Annotated in this window: 14 protein-coding genes; 6 read left to right on the forward strand and 8 right to left on the reverse strand. The window is 48.9% G+C overall.

What is annotated here, in order from left to right; all coding sequences use genetic code 11:
* Positions 1–37: 37 nt before the first annotated feature.
* The 7 genes from P253_RS11475 to P253_RS11505 form a co-directional block, all read right to left on the reverse strand.
* Complete coding sequence (locus P253_RS11475) at positions 38–1,177, reverse strand: glycerate kinase family protein (RefSeq protein ID WP_016659577.1); 1,140 nt, start codon at positions 1,175–1,177, stop codon at positions 38–40.
* A gap of 56 nt (positions 1,178–1,233) precedes the next feature.
* Positions 1,234–1,992: a hypothetical protein gene (locus tag P253_RS11480; RefSeq protein ID WP_016659578.1), complete on the reverse strand. Its 759-nt coding sequence runs from the start codon at positions 1,990–1,992 to the stop codon at positions 1,234–1,236.
* Positions 1,993–1,996: 4 nt separating this feature from the next.
* Positions 1,997–2,800 carry an NYN domain-containing protein gene (locus P253_RS11485; RefSeq protein WP_005182091.1) on the reverse strand — a complete coding sequence of 268 codons (804 nt, stop codon included), beginning with the start codon at positions 2,798–2,800 and terminating at the stop codon, positions 1,997–1,999.
* A gap of 93 nt (positions 2,801–2,893) precedes the next feature.
* On the reverse strand, positions 2,894–5,530 hold the full coding sequence (topA, locus tag P253_RS11490; protein WP_005182090.1) for a type I DNA topoisomerase: 2,637 nt from the start codon (positions 5,528–5,530) through the stop codon (positions 2,894–2,896).
* A 33-nt stretch (positions 5,531–5,563) separates the two neighbouring features.
* The gene (locus P253_RS11495) at positions 5,564–6,013 is read right to left on the reverse strand and encodes an ammonium transporter (protein WP_016659579.1); all 450 of its coding nucleotides are present in this window, start codon (positions 6,011–6,013) and stop codon (positions 5,564–5,566) included.
* 70 nt (positions 6,014–6,083) lie between these two features.
* Positions 6,084–7,106, reverse strand: coding sequence for a hypothetical protein (locus tag P253_RS11500; protein WP_016659580.1), 1,023 nt, complete (start codon positions 7,104–7,106; stop codon positions 6,084–6,086).
* 220 nt (positions 7,107–7,326) lie between these two features.
* Entirely contained in the window at positions 7,327–7,572 is a 246-nt protein-coding gene (locus tag P253_RS11505) for a SlyX family protein (RefSeq protein ID WP_005182087.1), read from the reverse strand.
* A gap of 35 nt (positions 7,573–7,607) precedes the next feature.
* Here P253_RS11505 and P253_RS11510 point away from each other — a divergent pair, with 35 nt between their 5' ends.
* A complete protein-coding gene (locus P253_RS11510) occupies positions 7,608–9,518 on the forward strand; it encodes an ATP-binding cassette domain-containing protein (protein ID WP_016659581.1) in 1,911 nt (636 codons plus the stop codon).
* A 100-nt stretch (positions 9,519–9,618) separates the two neighbouring features.
* Positions 9,619–10,554: an LpxL/LpxP family Kdo(2)-lipid IV(A) lauroyl/palmitoleoyl acyltransferase gene (gene lpxL, locus P253_RS11515; protein WP_016659582.1), complete on the forward strand. Its 936-nt coding sequence runs from the start codon at positions 9,619–9,621 to the stop codon at positions 10,552–10,554.
* 339 nt (positions 10,555–10,893) lie between these two features.
* Here lpxL and P253_RS11520 read toward each other — a convergent pair whose 3' ends face one another.
* On the reverse strand, positions 10,894–12,021 hold the full coding sequence (locus P253_RS11520) for an endonuclease/exonuclease/phosphatase family protein (protein WP_016659584.1): 1,128 nt from the start codon (positions 12,019–12,021) through the stop codon (positions 10,894–10,896).
* Positions 12,022–12,215: 194 nt separating this feature from the next.
* On the opposite strand from P253_RS11520, the gene asd reads away from it, so the two are divergent.
* From asd to P253_RS11540, 4 genes are all read left to right on the forward strand, one after another.
* The gene (asd, locus tag P253_RS11525) at positions 12,216–13,334 is read left to right on the forward strand and encodes an aspartate-semialdehyde dehydrogenase (protein WP_016659585.1); all 1,119 of its coding nucleotides are present in this window, start codon (positions 12,216–12,218) and stop codon (positions 13,332–13,334) included.
* A gap of 125 nt (positions 13,335–13,459) precedes the next feature.
* The gene (locus P253_RS11530; RefSeq protein ID WP_016659586.1) at positions 13,460–14,875 is read left to right on the forward strand and encodes a FimV/HubP-related protein; all 1,416 of its coding nucleotides are present in this window, start codon (positions 13,460–13,462) and stop codon (positions 14,873–14,875) included.
* A 66-nt stretch (positions 14,876–14,941) separates the two neighbouring features.
* Complete coding sequence (locus P253_RS11535; RefSeq protein ID WP_016659587.1) at positions 14,942–16,375, forward strand: FimV domain-containing protein; 1,434 nt, start codon at positions 14,942–14,944, stop codon at positions 16,373–16,375.
* Positions 16,376–16,421: 46 nt separating this feature from the next.
* On the forward strand, positions 16,422–17,390 hold the full coding sequence (locus P253_RS11540; RefSeq protein ID WP_016659588.1) for an asparaginase domain-containing protein: 969 nt from the start codon (positions 16,422–16,424) through the stop codon (positions 17,388–17,390).

The following is a 17,390-nucleotide window of genomic DNA, read 5'->3' on the forward strand; positions in this document are numbered from 1 at the left end:
TTTATCATTTTTTAAACCCTATTGGCATCTGGGTTTATCAAGCTTTCTTTAGCGATCGCATGACATTTTCGACGCTGTCGGTTAAATTATTTTCCGCATTTCGAATCGCATCTTCTACTGAAATATCAGGTGGATTAATACCAATAATCTGTGTAAATCCCGCCTCCAGCAGTGGCTCAATATCTTCACCAATCATTCCTGCAAACGCATAGACCGGTTTATTCAAGCCTTTCGCAACCTGTGCCACACCAAATGGGGTTTTACCCATGAAGGTCTGCCGATCAATTTTCCCTTCGCCGGTCAGGACCACATCGGCCTGTGCAATTTTTTCAGCCAACCAGGTTTGCTGAATCAGCAGTTCAACACCTGACTGAATTTTTGCGCGAGCAAAAGCAAGCAAGCCAAAACCCAGTCCACCGGCAGCACCAGCCCCGGCCTGATGTTGGACCTTGACCCCAAGCGTTGCTTCAACCAGATTGGCAAAATAACCCAAGTTCTGATCGAGAATTTTGACCAGCTCCGGTGTGGCACCTTTTTGCGGTCCAAAAATGGCCGAGGCGCCATGTTCACCACAGAGCGGATTATTGACATCGCTGGCAATCAGTATCTCGGTGGTTGCCAAACGGGCATCCAGCGCACTGAGGTCAATCTCACAGATCTGCTTTAAATTACCACCACACGGTTGCACCTCCAGGCCAGCCTGATCTAAAAATTTCACCCCCAACGCCTTCGCCATCCCACTGCCGGCATCATTAGTGACACTGCCGCCCAGTCCAATCATGATTTTAGACACGCCCAGATCCAGCGCCTGGCGGATCATCTCGCCAGTGCCATAAGTAGAAGTAAGCGCCGGATTGCGCTGCGCCAACGGAATAAGATGAATACCATTGGCCTTGGCCATTTCAATGACTGCAGTTTTGCCGTCGTCAATCAGGGCAAAGTAGCTTTCAACCTGTTGCTGCGGCAAAGGACCGCGTACCCGACACGAAACTTTCTGCCCGGTACATGCATTTAACAGGGCATCGACGGTGCCTTCACCGCCATCGGCCAGCGGTACCAAGCGACAGATTGCATCCGGAAACTGCCGCAAGATTCCGCGCTGCATGGCCAGGGCGGCCTGTACTGAGCTCAGGCTTTCTTTAAAGGAATCTGGTGCAATCACAAAACGAAGTGGCATGTGGTTTATCCCCAGCGTGGGTGTCCATTGTGGATAAGTGTTGGCTTATCCGCATATTAGCGTAGCCAGCCAATTTCCGCAGCGGTCAGGTCATTAATGACGGTGTATTGCAGGCTGTCCGGCATTTTGCTGGTGCTGCTACTTAGCGGAATATGCCCGCCCATTAACTCAGCTTTCTGCTGTGGATAGCGTGGCTGTTGCTGCGGGTTGGCATAACCCAGCGGATAAATCGGCAGTCCGGTGGCCAGATCATATTTATCACGGGCGCCAAAAGCATGCAGTAATTCATGTGCCAGTACCACATGATTCTGCTGGTTCTGACGCTCGGCGGCAAACAGGTTAACCGAACCAATCCGGCCTTTTTCCAGCGCGGTAGAATGTTTTAAAGCTTTTTGATGAGCTGGATCATAATAGTTTAAATACAGGGTCACATGCGGTGCGCCATCAACTGACTGATGCTGACGCCAGGCATAAAACCGGAACTTGAGACTCCAGATGATGCTATCGAGTAAAGAAGCCTGTTCCGGTACCTGTGGCGGCAACTGTTTCAGTTCCCGGCCAAGCTGCAGATAAAAATATACCGGTTGCTGGCGATACTGTGCTGCGGCCTGCTGCAAATACTGCTGCACCGTTTGAAAACTGCTGTTAGACAGCTGCTGGATATAAAGCTGCGTGCTGTCCTGTCCATCAGCATTCACCGGATGCAAGAGCACCCGCACCGGTTTAGTCCAGTCCTGATTCTGGTCACGATAGGCATTTACCGCCACAATGAAAAGAATCAGCAACAGGATCAGGATACGAATCTTTTTCCACATCGGCTTAAGCGCTCTGTTTTTTGAGTTTTCTCAGATACATCTGACTCATTTCAATTTTGGTTTCAAACAGATTCAGAGTTTTAATGAGTCCGGAAAGCTTGGCCCGGCCATAGTTTCTGGAATCAAAATCCGGTTTTACCGCGCTGATATATTGCCCGACCATGCCCAGATTGGCCCAGCCATTTTCATCGGCATTGTCTTTGACTGCTTTATAAATCAGATTCAGTGTGGCGCGATCCATCATCTCTGCAGCCGGGTTTTCTTTCGGCACAGTGCTGGATTTTAGCTCGGAGTTTTTTGCACTTTCTAGGTTCTTTTTGTCCTGAACCGGGCTGATTTCATCTTCTTCAGCATTTTTCAGTTCATTTTCAGAGATCAGGTTTTCAATATAAATAAATTTATCACAGGCTTTTTTAAAGGCTTCCGGAGTGGATTTTTTGCCAAATCCATAAACACTCAGGCCATTTTCACGAATCCGTGAGGCCAGCGGAGTAAAGTCACTGTCACTGGACACAATACAGAAACCATCCAGCGCTCCGGCATAGAGCAAATCCATGGCATCAATAATCAGGATCATGTCGGTGGCATCTTTGCCTTTGGTATAGGCAAACTGCTGTACCGGGGTAATGGCATGTGGTAACAGCACATCACGCCACTTTTTCAGGGTTTCACTGCTCCAGTCTCCATAGACCCGTTTCACACTGGCAATACCATATTTGGCCACTTCTTCAAGCACCGAAGCAATAGCGTGAATCGAAGAGTTATCGGCATCAATTAACACCGCAAATTTTTTTGTTTGGATATCCACCGGTTCCCCAAGCGCTTATTATTCAAATTTATTGTGGAGTTGATTTTGATATAAAAAATGCCGACTGATGTCGGCATTTTTTATTTTTAGCTTTTAGGCTTCAACCCATTTGCCATCCTGATATACCAGACTCCATTTGGTCTGCTTGCCTTCAGGGGTTTCAGAGCCAATATATTGCGCCTGATTTTTACGGCTGAATTTCACCAGAGTCGGGTTGCCTTCTGGGTCTACATCGGGTGCCTGCAAAATGAATTGATATTTTGGATCAAGCTGGTCAGCAACCGTACGCAGTTCCGCCACCTTCGGTGCACGGGTTTCACGCACTTTCGGGAACTTGCTGGCCGCCAGGAATAGACCGGCAGCGCCATCACGCAGGACAAAGAAGTCATCGTGCTTGGTCGAGCGTAAATGTTCCATCTTGATGGGGTCGACACGCGGCGGCGCAGGCTGACCGTTTTTCAAGACTTTACGGGTATTGTCACAGCTGGTGCAGGCAAAGTATGGACCAAAACGGCCAGTTTTCAGCTGCATTTCGCCATCACATTTATCACATGGAATGGTCGGGCCATCATAGCCTTTAATCTTGAACTCGCCTTCTTCCAGCTCAAAACCGGCGCAGTCCGGGTTATTACCGCAAATATGCAGTTTACGGCCACCATCAATCACGTAGCTATCCATTGCGGTTTCGCAAATCGGGCAGCGTTTTTTCGACATCAGGTCGGCGGTTTCAGCACTGTCATCATCTGACAGGGCCGCCAGAGATTCAACTGGCGTTAAATTCAAAGTGCCTTTACAGCGTTCTTTTGGCGGCAGGTTATAACCGGAACAGCCCAGGAATACCCCGGTGGTACCGGTACGAATCTGCATTGGACGTTCGCATTCCGGACAATGCACGGCATCCACTTCCACCGGCAGATTACGGCGCATGCCCTGTTCGCCCTGTGCATTGGTCAAACGGGTTTTAAAATCACCATAGAAGCTGTCGAGCAGATCTTTCCAGTTGCGTTCACCATCGGCCACTTTATCCAGCTGACCTTCTAAGTCCGCGGTAAAGTCGTAGTTCATCAGGTTGTTAAAGCTTTCATCCAGACGGTCGGTGACAATTTCACCCATCTTTTCCGCAAACAGGCGGCGGTTTTCCAGCTTGACATAACCACGGTCCTGAATGGTGGAAATAATCGCCGCATAGGTCGATGGACGGCCAATGCCACGTTTTTCCAGTTCTTTCACCAGCGAGGCTTCGGTAAAACGTGCCGGCGGCTTGGTAAAGTGTTGTGATGGGTCCAGCTTTTGCAGTTTCAGCACTTCGCCGACTTTCACTGCAGGCAGCAATACATCATCATCAGACTTGTTCTGACCACGCACTTTGGTAAAGCCATCAAAGACCAGGGTACGGCCTTTGGCTTTCAGTTCTACCCCATTGGCATTGACCAGAATGGTCGACGATAAATATTCGGCCGGAGTCATCTGACAGGCCACAAACTGACGCCAGATTAAATCGTATAAACGCTGGGCATCACGCTCGACACCGGCCAGGCTGTCGCCTTTCAGACCAACATTGGATGGACGAATCGCTTCGTGAGCCTCTTGCGCGCCGGCTTTGTTGCCGTAGCGGTTTGGCTTGGCCGGTAAATATTTTTGGCCATACTCGGATTCAATATGCGTACGCACCATATTCACGGCGTCATCACTCAGGAACGTCGAGTCGGTACGCATATAGGTAATAAAACCGGCTTCATACAGACGCTGTGCCAACATCATGGTTTTCTTGACCGAGAAACCTAGACGGGTACTGGCCGCCTGTTGCAGCGTTGATGTGATATATGGCGCACTCGGATTCACCTTGGTTGGCTTGTCTTCACGTGCAGCCACCGTATAATCTGCATCTTTAATCAGGTTCAGCAAGGCATCGGTTTCAGCCTTGTTACGCAGCTTTAAGGTCTTGCCATTTTGCTTGACTGCTTCCAGACGAATATCATCTTGTGCAGATTTGGTATCGGCAAATACCTGCCAGTATTCTTCCGGAATGAAGGCACGAATTTCACGTTCACGCTCTACCACCAGTTTGACGGCTACTGACTGGACACGACCGGCTGACAGACCACGGGCAATTTTTTCCCACAGCAATGGCGAAATCATAAAGCCAACCACACGGTCCAGGAAACGGCGCGCCTGCTGTGCATTGACTTTATTGGTGTCTAGACGTGCCGGATGCTTAAAGGCCTCCTGAATGGCATTTTTGGTAATTTCGTTAAATACCACACGCTGATAACGCGCATCATCACCGCCAATGACTTCTTTTAAATGCCAGGCAATGGCTTCCCCTTCACGGTCCAAATCCGTTGCCAGATAGACTTCATCGACCTGCGATGCCAGTTTTTTCAATTCAGCAACAACATTTTCCTTGCCCGGTAGCACTTCATACTGGGCTTTCCAGCCATGCTCCGGGTCTACCCCCATGCGGTTGACCAAGGCCTGCTGAGCTTTTTCTGCTTTTTGTGCTTCGGTCAGTTTGGCACGTGTGGTGGTTTTCTTTTCTGTACTTTTACTGGCGCCTGTAGGCAAATCACGCACGTGACCGACCGACGACTTTACAATGTAATTCGAACCGAGGTATTTGTTGATTGTTTTCGCTTTTGCAGGCGACTCCACAATCACCAAGGCACGCTTAGCGCCATCGGCAGATTTTGCTGTAGTGCTTTTCGATGTGGAGCGAGGAGCGTTCGCCATAGTTAACCGTAGTTCCTGTGAAAATGTTTTAAATTAAAGTTCAGCCAAAGAATGTAAATATGCCTTGATGTCATCCAGTTGGGTGGCTTTCAGATCAGCTTCTTCATCCCAATAGAGTCCTACACAGTTTGCCTGCATATCAATAGCATAAATGCCCTTTAATGCAACGGGTGTATGATTAAATTTTTCCTCACCATGCACCAGTTCAAGCTGCTGATCGACCACCCGGGCGCGCATTAACGGCAAGCGGGCCTCTGGAATCAGTACGCTATAATAGGCCACCATACTGGCACGGCTTTCTGTGGCCATCGGAATTTTGATCCAGTCCGGCGCAGCCACCAGACGCGGATGCAGGCCCATGTTGCGGGCTTTTTCACGCATCAGGCCGAGGGCTTTTTCTCTTGGACTGACACGCAAACCAAAAATCGAGCCCAGCACAAAAATGATGATGGCCAGTGCCACCCAAATTCCAGTATTTTCCATAGCTCAACCTTTATGTTCTTTTATTAGAGTTGCATAAGCGCCATATAAAACGCAAGTTTGCACGATAAAATTAATTCAGGAACATTTCGTGGCTATAGACCACTTCATGCCCGTTCCAGTAGATATAGCCTTTTTCCAGCAGTTCCTTGAGCAATAACCGCACGTCGGACTGGGGAAACATCTGTTCTAACAGGTCACGCAAGGCATAAATATCTTTGGGTTTATCGGCTTTCAGTTCGCGCAGTTTACGCGCCACTTCCAGCTGTACCGGATCAATCTGGTCAAAGTTTTTAAACAGCAGCTGCTGCGCACTTTGAATCGGCGCGGCGACAGAGTCCTGTTCAATAACAGGAGCAGCTCCGCTTTCTGTCGACTGTAACTGTTTTAAGGCCTGATCCAGACTGCTGGCCACCGGTGTTTTTTCAGCAGAGGCATTTAAATCCAGCTGAATCCACTGTTTCAGCACCTTCTTGCGAAAGGCAATTTGCTCATCATAACGCTTGATAATTTTCAGATTAATTAACAAACCGACCAGACGCTGGGCTTTTTCCGGCACCACCTGCAAAATATTGCTGAGAGAGTTTTTCAGCTTCTCGACCGTATTCGGTTTACCGCTCATTTTTGCCAGAGCATCACAGTATTTTTTGACCAGTTGCAAATACGGTTTTTGCTGGATGGTGGCAATACTCGGCAAGCTGTATTTTGGCGTATGAAGTGGCTGCGCCGCATCTTCTGGCTGAATCAAAATCAGATGGGCACTGATATTCGAGGCCTGTAGCATTTGCACCAGAATATCGCTGCTGTCCTGGGCCGAAATAATTTCGACATGGCTATCTGGCTCAAGTAATGCCATTAACTGCCCGACCACCACGGCATATTCAAACTCTTTATGCGGTGCTTCTGGGGTGTCCAGTACCACCACCTGAGCGCTGTTCATCCAGCTGGCCAGTTCAGTCAGGTCATCCAGCGCGTACTCAAAGCGTCCGGCACAGTTAAACAGGTAGAGTGTCGAATAATGCTGCAGAATATCGCGCAGCAGTTGTGCCGTAGGCATATTCTGTTCAAGATCTAAAAGTACAACTTTCTGGGTCATGACAAAAAATAAAGGATCTGAGAGCCGAAAGTGGGCATTAGAGCCGGAAGTGAGATAAAGGTCAAATTTTTTTATTGTGGCGCTGTGATCGCTGCCTCAAAAGCGGCTGGAGCTAAACCGATCTACCAGTATCTTCTTTATATGGATACCTTAAAATAAACCCGCATTCAGGCTGTGGGTTTATCAATAGATTGTGCGGAATGTTCTAGCAATTGACAGATTAATAATGCGGCGGAATATTGGTCAGCGGATCGAAGGGAGCAATGCCTTCAGACAGGTCAGCTGACTCAACCCGTTGATAAAGCAGCTGCATTTGTTTCTTGAGGTCGGCAATTTCCAGATTCTGTTTAGTCACCTGCTCATTCAGCTGTTCAACTAAATCATCTAAAAATGCAATTCGGACTTGCAAATCTTCAATGGGTGCGGAAAATGACGCCTGATCATTTAGATTTTGTTGTTTAGTCATTTTAAATCCTCATTTGAGATTTTTCAGGAAACACTATGGCCTATATTACCCTAAGGGATGTCCAACTCGCGTTTGGTGGACCCGCCCTGCTCGACGGCGCGAACTTTACTCTTGAACGTGGCGAACGAGTGTGTTTGATCGGCCGTAATGGTGAAGGTAAGTCTACCTTACTTAAACTGATTGAAGGAAGCTTACTGCCCGATGCCGGTGAAGTCTCGATTCAAAATGGCTTAACCGTGTCCATGCTCACCCAGGATGTCCCGATGGATTCGGGCAAGGTTGCCGATATTGTCGCCGATGGTGCCGGTGAAGCAGCAGAAGTCCTGCGTGCCTATCATGCCGCCAATGATGCCTGCGTACTGGGCGATATGGCCGCCTGCGAGCGCATGGGTGAACTGCAACACAAACTGGATCAGCTTGATGGCTGGGCACTGGAAAACAAGGTCAACTCTATTTTAAGCAAAATGGGGCTGGACCCGAATGCCGATCTGGCAGATCTTTCCGGTGGCCGTAAACGCCGCGTGCTGCTGGCCCGTGCCCTGCTGACCCAACCGGACATCCTGTTACTGGATGAGCCGACTAACCATTTAGATGTTGAAAGTATCGAATGGCTGGAAAAATTCCTGCTCGATCAGAACAACCTGACCTTATTGTTTATTTCGCACGACCGGACCTTTGTCGACAGTCTGGCAACCCGTATTGTCGAACTGGATCGCGGGATTCTGCGCAGTTATGAAGGCAACTATTCACGCTATCTGGATCTCAAAGCCCAGCAGCTGGAAGCAGAAGAAAAACAGAATGCCCTGTTTGAGAAAAAACTGGCCGAAGAAGAAGCCTGGATCCGTCAGGGCATTAAAGCGCGTCGTACCCGCAACGAAGGTCGTGTTCGTGCCCTGAAAGCCTTACGCGAAGAATCCAAAGCGCGTCGCTTCCAGCAAGGCAAAGTCAACATGGGGGTACAGGAAGCTGCGCGTTCAGGCAAACTGGTCTTTGATATTGAGCATCTGGGCGTCAGCTATGATGGCAAGCCGCTAATCAAAGACTTCTCGGCCATTGTCATGCGTGGCGACCGGATTGGTCTGGTTGGAGATAACGGGGTCGGTAAAACCACCCTGATTAAAGCCATTTTGGATGAAGTGGAACACAGCGGTACCGTTAAAATTGGCACCCAACTGGAAATTGCCTATTTTGATCAGCTGCGTAACCAGCTGGATTTGGAAAAATCGGTCAAGGACAACGTTTCTGAAGGTTCTGACTTTGTTGATGTCAATGGACAGCGCCGTCATATCTACAGCTATCTGCAAGACTTCCTGTTTAACCCGGAACGTGCGCGTACCCCGGTCAAAGCCTTGTCCGGCGGTGAACGTAACCGCGTGCTACTGGCCAAACTCTTGCTGAAACCATCCAATTTAATTGTGATGGATGAGCCGACCAACGATCTGGATATGGTCACGCTGGAACTGCTGGAAGAAATGCTGGCTGAATACAAAGGCACCTTGCTGCTAATTTCGCATGACCGTGCCTTTATGGACAATGTGGTCACCTCGACCTGGGTGTTTGATGGCAAAGGTCATATTGAAGAATATGTCGGCGGCTATCAGGATTATTTACAGCAGCGTCCGGATCAAACCGTGGTTGACCAGAAAATGGCGGTGAAAAAAGCCCAGGCCAAGGCAGAAGCAGCAAAAACAGAAGCTGCTCCGGCACCCGTGAAGAAGAAACTCAGCTATAAAGATCAGCGTGAACTGGACCAGCTGCCGGCTGAAATTGAAGCGCTGGAAGCAGAACAGGCTGAACTGTCAGAGAAACTGGCTGATGGTTCCTGGTTTGTATCCGATGCCGAAGCTGCAACCCAAGCCTCGCAGCGTCTGGCAGAAATTGAAGAGATTCTGCTGGAAAAACTGGAACGCTGGGATGAGCTGGAAAATATGAGCAAAGGCAGTTAATTCACCCGCTTCACAGCATCTGCCGGACAGCGGCAGATGCTTTTTATCTTCAAAATCGTTCATGCTACACTGCATTTAACCTTCATTTTAAAACGTCACTATGCCGCAACCGCAAGATTATCAACCTGGTGAATTTCAATGGTCCTTTCTGCTACCGAAATACTGGAGCATCTGGATCGGTATTATCTTCCTGATGATTTTGGCAATCTTGCCGTGGGCCATTCAGTATCGTTTAGGCCAGTGGCTGGGCCAGCTGGCGTTTCGCTATCTGCATTCACGCCGTAAAACCACTGTCCGCAATCTGGAGCTTTGCTTTCCAGAATGGTCTGCGCAAGAGGTGCAGGACAACGCGCGCCAGGTTTTTGTTGACCAGATGATTGGCGTATTTGAAACCCTAAATGCCTGGTATAGCCCGAAATGGTTCCAGGGCCGGGTCAGTATTGAAGGTCTGGAATATATTCAGCAGGCGCAAGCGGAAGGCAAAGGCGTCTTGTTGCTGGGCACCCACTCGACCCTGCTTGATGCCGGCGGCTATTTATGTGCCCAGTATTTTGAACCCGATGTGGTCTATCGTCCGCAGAACAATCCGCTGTTAGATATGCTGATTTACCGCTGCCGGGCCACCATTTATGCCCATCAGATTGACCATGATGATATGCGTGGTCTGGTACGTAACCTGAAAAATGGCCATGCCATCTGGTACAGTCCGGATCAGGATTTTGGCCTGAAACAAGGCGTAATGGCGCCATTCTTTGGCGTGCCGGCAGCCACCGTGACTGCGCATCGTCGTTTACTGAAAATGACCAAAGCCGCCGCAATTCCGCTGTATTTCTACCGCCATGGTGATCTTAAAAATCCGAAATATCATGTCTTGATTGAGCCACCGGTTGAGCGTTTACCAAGTGAGGATGAAGTCGATGATGCGACGCGTGTTAATTTGATTATTGAACGTCAGCTGCGCATCGCGCCGACTCAATATATGTGGTTTCATCGCCGTTTTAAGACCCGTCCACAAGGCTATGAGCAGCTGTACTAAGCAATACAGCTGTATTAAGCCAATCTTTCTGCCAGTCAAATACCATATGCTGATCAAAATACCAGGACACGACAGCCCATAAAGTTAAACCCGAGTTCTGCATCCTGCAAAACTCGGGCTTATGAGGTTGTGCTTTCAAAACTTTTTTGTTGTTATCTCTGGCTTTCCATTCCTGCATCATCTCCATGATGACAATCCACCGGCTTCAACTTCCTTAACGGGACTCTCCTTTCCCAACTCCATCTGCCGATATGCTTAGAATACGCAGCTTGCTCGGTTTCAGCTATTGGCCATCGGCCTAAATCTGTGTAAGCCATTTCTTACACTTTTCCTCAAATTTCATGGCGTCTTGCTGCCCTGCTTATAATCCTGAGCCAAATCATCGGTCACGATTTTTTCTTCCCGCTCGGCTTTTTCAATACCCTCCTGAATCGCCTCCTGCGCTTCTTCTTCATCGGCTTCAGTCTGTTCCAGCTCTTCCTGAATGTGCTCAAACACCCGACCGGTCTGTAACACCACATAGACCGGAAAATGATCTGAGCCCATATGTGGCAAACGCTTCATCTCCACCAAGGCAAAATCGGTACTGTGAAACACATGGTCCAGCGACCAGCGCAATAAGGGATAATCTGCATGGAAAGTATTGACATAATGCCGGCCGACGCGCGGGTCCAGCAGGCCACTGATGCGCTGAAACAGACGTGTGGTGCGGGACCAGGCCACATCATTCAGGTCGCCCATCACAATACAGCTTTCATCCAGATCTTTAATCTGATCGCCGACAATTAATAGCTCGGCATCACGCAGGGTCGAATCTTTGGCTTCAGTCGGACTCGGCGGTTTCGGATGCAGACAGTACAGCTGCACCGGCTGGCCTGAACGCAGGATCACTGTGGTATGAATTGACGGAATTTCATCACTAAGGATAAATTTCACTTCGGTTTCTTTTAAGGGCAGGCGGCTATAGAGATGCATGCCATATAAATTGTCCAGCGGCACCGGTACGCGATAAGGATAATCCGGCTCAATCACCGCCAGCTGCTGCTGCCAGACCGTATCGGTTTCCAGTGTCAATACCAAATCGGGCTGGTATTTCCGGATTTCAGCAATGAGCAGGTGATATTTCTGGTTGGTGGTCAGCACATTGGAGACCATTAACGAAATTTGCTGATCAGGGTTCAGCTGCTCCGGCTTGACCTTTTTGACCTGCTTTTTCCAGATAAAGGTATAAGGCAGCACCATTTTCAGCTGGTACGCCAGAGCGGCAATCAGACCGGTTAAAATCACATAGCGCGGCGTATCCCAGGCCGCATCCCACAGCAGCATCAGCACAAAGGCCACAATCCCCAGCACCAGAACCTGCAATCTGGGAAAATCGGCACCTCGAAACCACCATTCATCGCGCGGAATCAGCGACCAGAAGCTGATCCAGATGACGAAAATGGCCAGCATTTCCACCCAAATCATATGCACCTACTTAGAAAGTTCATTTTTCTCGTTTTTTTTAAATAGAAATCTAACGTTATCAATTTTGTATGTAACACAAACAAGTTATTTCACTCAATAATAATGATGTTTTGATTATGTAGAGCTTGCAGTTGTGTCCCCTTTTGATACACTCATACTCCTTTTTGTTTTTTTACGCACCGAGGCAAAGTGACATGAAAGTAGGTCTGGTCGGTTGGCGCGGGATGGTAGGTTCCGTCCTTATGCAACGTATGGTTGAAGAGAATGATTTTGCTCATTTTGAGCCATTTTATTTCTCTACCAGTAATGCCGGTGGTGAAGCACCAGCGTTTGGCGGTAAAACTGCCCCAGCACTTATGGATGCAACGGACATTAACATTCTGAAGCAAATGGATGTCATTATTACCTGTCAAGGTGGCGACTATACCTCAGACGTGTTCCCGAAACTGAAAGCTGAAGGCTGGAACGGTTACTGGATTGATGCAGCATCTACCCTGCGTATGGATGATGAAGCGATTATCGTGCTTGATCCGGTGAACATGAACGTGATTAAAGACGGTCTGGTGAAAGGCACCAAAACATTTGTGGGCGGTAACTGTACGGTTTCACTCATGTTGATGGGCTTAGGCGGTCTGTTCCAGAACAATCTGGTGGAATGGGCAACCTCGATGACGTATCAGGCAGCTTCGGGTGCAGGCGCGCAGAACATGCGTGAACTGATCACCGGTATGGGCTACCTGTATAACAACACCAAAGAACTGCTGGATGACCCACGTTCTCCAATTCTGGACATCGACTCTAAAATTGCTGAACTGCAACGTGGCGAAGGTTTCCCGTCAGCCAACTTCGGTGTACCGCTTGCTGGCTCTTTAATTCCATACATCGACAAACAGCTGGAAAATGGCCAGTCGAAAGAAGAATGGAAAGGTCAGTCTGAAACCAACAAGATTTTAGGCAACCAGCAAATCGTACCAATTGATGGTCACTGTGTCCGTATTGGTGCCATGCGTTGTCACTCTCAGGCCCTTACCCTGAAACTGCGTAAAGATGTACCTTTGGATGAAATCGAAGATATCATCGCCAGCGCCAATGACTGGTCGAAAGTGGTACCAAATACCCGTGAAGCCTCTATGACAGATTTAACCCCTGTTGCAGTAACCGGTACCTTAACTGTTCCTGTGGGCCGTTTACGCAAGCTGAACATGGGTAAAGAATACCTGGGCGCGTTCACCGTCGGTGACCAGTTGCTTTGGGGTGCGGCAGAACCATTACGCCGTATGCTACGCATCTTAATTGACTATAAAAACGCGTAAGCCTTTTAAGCAAAAGTAAATTACCAAAAGCCGATCTGAAAAGATCGGCTTTTTATGTAACTAGCCTGTAAATATTTTACAATCGACTTACAACTCGCTAATCTATTCTTTTCGCTATGCGATAAATGACCGAGCTGACGATTAAGATGACCGTATATAACAAATTAAAGATCGCGATTTTAGCTATTCTTGCCTCACAACATATTCATGCGATTAATGTCGATCCTGTTCAGATTCAGTCAGCACCTGGGGAATTGCTGTATGCTGAAATGAACTTCCGTCAGTCCAATGTCAATGCGCCGATTGAAGTCAGTCTGGCCTCGGCAGAAGACTTGATGGCCATTGGTGCCAGCCATCGTCCACCGGGTCATTTAAACTTCTTTACCCGACGTGATGGTGCTGGCAACGGGGTCATTACCATTACCTCTTCTCGGCCACTGACCGATACCGAATTGAATATTGTGGTCAAAATTCGTGAAGGCTCGGCCACGCGTTTACAGCATATTAAAACCTCACTAAAACGTAGTACCCTGGCAGAACAACGCGCGCAGCTGCAACCGAAAGAGCAGCCGCTAACCCCGGTTATGGTCGTGAATGAACGGGACATTGCCTTAAACTTGCCGACCAGTACCGCCTATACCACAGCCACCACTGCATCTACCAGCACCACGCGCAGTGTAGAAGCACCCTTGGCGATTCAAGCCAGCCCGCCACCGGCTTTAAGTCCATCAACTACAGCAACTGTCAGCGCAGCAGCACAGCCGGCTGCAAGCCCTGTGTCAGCGGTTACGCCATCGACTTCGGCGACATCAGCTCAACCGGCCTCTACACATAACGCGGGCAACATAGCTGCCGTAAATACAGCTGCTCCGGTTTCAGCAGACCCACTGGTCAAGAAATATGCCGAGCAGTTAAAAGCGCAGCAACAGCAAGCACCGGCAAAGCCGGCACCGGTTACAGCACCCAAAGCACCTGCTCCATCTGCGCCAGCATCAACCACAGCACGGCATGTGGTGCAATCCAATGAATCGCTATGGGCCATTGCCTCACGTATCGCCGCAGAGAACCAGCAGCCGGTCGGCGAAGTGATGCAACAGATTAAAGCCCATAATGAACATGCCTTTATTCAGGGCGATGCCAACCGTTTACGCCGCGGTGCCACCTTGAACTTACAGGCCGTCAGCAGCGGGCAAAAAGCCGCGAAAAAGACCGTGCCGATCCCAGCAACTCAGCCTTTACGCCAGTCTGGCAAGGCCAAATACCGGATCAGTCAGGCCGAAATGAGCCTGGTGGCAGAAAATCAGCAAGATTCTGCCCAAGGTTCTGCCAAAAAGAACACACAAAGCGCGCAAACCTCAGAAGAGTTGTCACTAAAAGTTATGACAGCGCGTGAGAAAACCGTTAAATTACAGAGAAACGTAACACAGTTAGAATTGGCATTAAGTCAGAAGGATCAAAGAATTCAATTACTCAATGCGCGTCTTGCTGAATTGCAACAACAGTTGAAAAAGCAACAAGCCGAAAATAAGCCAAAACTCTAACGTATTACTCAACATGATTTTTTTCAGGAGAGATGGTTTATCCCTCTCTGCCTAAGGGGTAGCAACATGCTGATTTATGTGATTCCATTTATTTTGTTACTGGTCATCGCGCTGGTGTTAAAAAAGCGTGAAGCCAATAAAGAATCCGAACCAGCAGCAAAAAAACCGGCTGCAGCCAGTAAAACCAAGACCAAGAAAAGCACCACTACGAAGAAAACTACGGTCAAAACTGCCGTAGTGGCCGAGCCTGTTGCCGAACCACAAGGAAGCACACCACTTCCGGCAGATTTACGCCAGACCATTGAGACCCAGATTCGTGACCGTAAATTTTTCTCGGCCGAAGCGCAGATTAATCAGGCGCTGAAACGTGACCCGTCGTTGCATGAACTGTATCTGCTGTTACTGGATGTGCATCTGACCCAAAAAGATGAATTTGCCACCCGCCAATTGCTGGATCATCTGAAAAATCTGGGACTGGAAGATATTCTGGCTCAGGCTGAAGCCAGAATCGAAGCACAGAAAGCCTCTCAAACCAAAGAAGAAACACCGGCCTCTGCAGCGCCAACTACTGCAGCGTTTTCTGAAACACCAGTTAGCGCAAAAACACAAACCCCTGCGGATTTTGATGCACTGATTCAATCCAGCAATTCAAGCACAGCCAGCACGTCATTTGACCAGTTACAACAGTCACTCAAAACCGAAACACCAGTCGCAAAAACCGAAAGTGCTCCGGTAGCAGATCTGGAATTTACCCCAAGTACTCCGGCTGCGCCTGTTAACACCCCTGCGCCAGCAAAAGCAGAAGAAGTTCAACCTCTTGAATTTAATCTGTCTTTTGACTCGGCTGCCGGCACACAAGCAGCTACACCGGTCGAACCGGCTCCTGCAGCAGCGCAGGAACCTCAGACATTAGATTTCTCGTTTGAGCTGGAACCAACACCAACCCAAGCTGCACCGGTAACACCGGTTGAGCCAGTGACTCCGGCTGCACAAGAACCTCAGGCACTGGATTTCTCGTTTGAGCTGGAAAAGACTGCAACTGAAGCCACACCTGCGACCACACCAGCTGTCACCACCCCACCTGCGGAAGAAAAATCAGACTTTAGTTTTGATTTCTCGATCAGTCCTACACCGGTGGCTGAACAGCCGGTAGAGCCTGCAGTTACCGCACCAGCAGACACTGCACCGCTATTCCAGTTTGACTTAGATAGCGCACCAACCATTGAAGCGACACCAGCAGCACCTGAAGCACCAATGGTTGAAGAGCCCGCTATTGCTGCGGTGGCGGCAACCGCGGTTGATCCGCATGATCCGCTGATTCAGTCCTTCCCTGAACTGGCCGAAGTCAATGAAATCCAGCTGAATCTGGAGCTAGCTCAGCAATATATTGAGCTGGGTGCCTATGATGCGGCCCGTGCCCTGCTGGCAGAAAAAGAAGCAAACTATTCTGCAGCGCAGCAGCAACACGCCACGCAGTTACTCAATCAAATAGCTTCTTGAAGCAAATCTCACTAAGATAAAGCAGTCATCCTTGGCTGCTTTTTTTATGATGAAAAAAATTGCATTAATTTATATGGGCGGTACCTTTGGCTGTGTCGGTGAGCCACTCAGCCCCATGCCCGCAGAGCAGTTTCTCCCCCAGCTGCGTCATGTGCTGCCGCTACATCTGTCGGTGGAATGTTTTGTGGCGCCGGTGATTCAGGACAGCAGCCGCTGTACCGCGACCGACTGGCTGCGACTGGTGCAGTTTATCCAACAGCTGCAGTTACAACAGTTTCAGCATTTTGTCGTCATTCATGGCACCGATACTTTAAGCTATGCCAGTGCCGTGCTGGCACACTTTATCGCGCAGTCTGCACATGTAGTGCTGACTGGCAGCCAGTATCCACTGCTGACCATAAATGGACAGAACACCCGTGACTTCAGCGATGCGCTGGATAACCTGAATTTCGCCCTGGAATCGGTGCTGCAATTGCCGGTTGGCGTGTATCTGGCGTTTCATCATCAATGTTTCCATGGTCGCAGCGCCTTAAAATGCCACACCACTGAATTAGATGCTTTTCAGGGTCAGGCCGCCAGCAGTGCTTTACATCAAAAAGAACAAGCCGCCTACTTGGTACAGGCTGCAGATCTGGACAAAGCACAACACTTCAACTGCATGAGTGTGATGATGCAGCCGATTGGTTTAGAGCAGCAGCTCGCCAATTTGAAACTGATCGCCCAGCAGCCACCGCATTGCCTGATTTTACAAGGCTTTGGTACTGGTAATCTGGCTGTAAATGAAACACTCCTGACGTTGCTACAGTCCTTACAGACGCAAGATTGTGCCGTGATTCTGACCACCCAAGTGCCATTTGGCCCATTGGATCAGCGTTATGCGATCAGCAGCTGGATCCAGAACAGTAAAATTTTAGTCAATGATGGCTTTGGACATGCAGATCTGTATGCAAAAGCATTAAAAATGTATTTACAATACCCGCGCAGAGAACAATGGCAACAGCATTGGTATGACTAA

This window comes from Acinetobacter indicus CIP 110367, assembly GCF_000488255.1.
In the GTDB taxonomy this organism is placed as follows: domain Bacteria; phylum Pseudomonadota; class Gammaproteobacteria; order Pseudomonadales; family Moraxellaceae; genus Acinetobacter; species Acinetobacter indicus.